Source organism: Bacillus sp. D48C, assembly GCF_053345735.1.
In genome coordinates this window covers 227,343-228,732 of record NZ_JBKFAQ010000010.1, presented here as the reverse complement: position 1 = coordinate 228,732, position 1,390 = coordinate 227,343, and the positions used below count along the sequence as shown (strand labels likewise).

The window sequence follows — 1,390 nt, the reverse complement described above, 5'->3', positions numbered from 1 at the left end:
CAAATGAAGGAGTTCAAACACCAGGAACAGTAAGACAAGGAGCAAGTGAAGGAAGTCAAACACCAGGAACAGTAAGACAAGGAGCAAATGAAGGAAGTCAAACACCAGGAACAGTAAGACAAGGAGCAAATGAAGGAGTTCAAACACCAGGAACAGTAAGACAAGGAGCAAATGAAGGAGTTCAAACACCAGGAACAGTAAGACAAGGAGCAAGTGAAGGAAGTCAAACACCAGGAACAGTAAGACAAGGAGCAAATGAAGGAAATCAAACATCAAGCCCGGCACCAGTGGAAACATCAAGACCAGTACCAAGTGGAGGAAGCCCGGCACCAGTGGAAACATCAAGACCAGTACCAAGTGGAGGAAGCCCGGTACCAGTGGAAACATCAAGACCAGTACCAAGTGGAGGAAGCCCGGTACCAGTGGAAACATCAAGACCAGTACCAAGTGGAGGAAGCCCGGCACCAGTGGAAACATCAAGATCAGTACCAAGTGGAAGTAGCCCGGTATCAGCCGACATCGTAACGGTGACACATAGTAGCCCGATTATTCCTTATGAAAGTGATAAAGAAGTGGCAGCAAGTAGAAGTCAAGAAACACGGACATTAGGACAATATACAACCGATAAAGTGAAAAATACTACATCATCGGTGAAACAAAAGGTAAGAGGAGTACAAGAAAGAATTAATACATCTGAAACGGTACAGAATACAAAGCGTTTTTATCAAATGGGTCAAAATACGGGTAAAAGTTGGAGAGATATTGTGAACAAAAATAAAAAGAATACGGATAAAAAATAAGCGTAATCGTACGCTTATTTTTTATTGTCGAAAAGGAGGGAATCCCGATGAGAAGCTATCGGATTCCGAAGGAAATCAGTACAGAATTACGGATTAATAAAGTGCTTTATTTAATAGATTTCTTTTTATTAATTGGTTTATTAGTTGTAACGATGATTCTTAGGAACTTCGTACATGAGTCCTTTCAGTTACCATTTATTCTTTTCATGGTAGCTATTGCAATTATCATGATTTGGCGACCAAGTACGAATCCTCAAAAACGAATGTATGAAGTTTTGATTATTACATTGCTAAGAAGGAAAGGTGCATATTGCGCCATTGATAACGATCAATAAGGGAGGGATTACATATGGCGTTATTCAGCGAAAAAGATGTAGAGAAAGAAGAGCCAAAACAACTAGAAAAACCGAAGAAAAATGCATTTCGATTTAACGAAAAAAACGTAAAAGAATCAATTTCTGAACCAAAAGAAATTGTGAAGGTGGTACCCAACAAAAAGAAAGAAGAAAAACCAAAGGTAGAACCAAAAGTAAAAAAACAGAAGAAAGAAAAGCCAAAGAAAGACACTTCGAAAAAGAAAAATCCAAAAC

General features: G+C 39.0%; 1 protein-coding gene and 2 pseudogenes. All 3 read left to right on the top strand.

The genetic code is table 11. The features are described 5' to 3' along the window. Positions 1–800: pseudogene (locus tag ACLBXA_RS22370) on the top strand (pLS20_p028 family conjugation system transmembrane protein); the annotation flags it as partial. 47 nt (positions 801–847) lie between these two features. After that, entirely contained in the window at positions 848–1,135 is a 288-nt protein-coding gene (locus tag ACLBXA_RS22365) for a DUF5592 family protein (RefSeq protein WP_001258281.1), read from the top strand. A gap of 14 nt (positions 1,136–1,149) precedes the next feature. Next, positions 1,150–1,390: pseudogene (locus ACLBXA_RS22360) on the top strand (hypothetical protein); the annotation flags it as partial.

Coding starts and splice junctions, on each gene's coding strand:
- ACLBXA_RS22365 (WP_001258281.1), top strand. CDS start 848: ATGAGAAGCTATCGGATTCCGAAGGAAATCAGTACAGAATTACGGATT.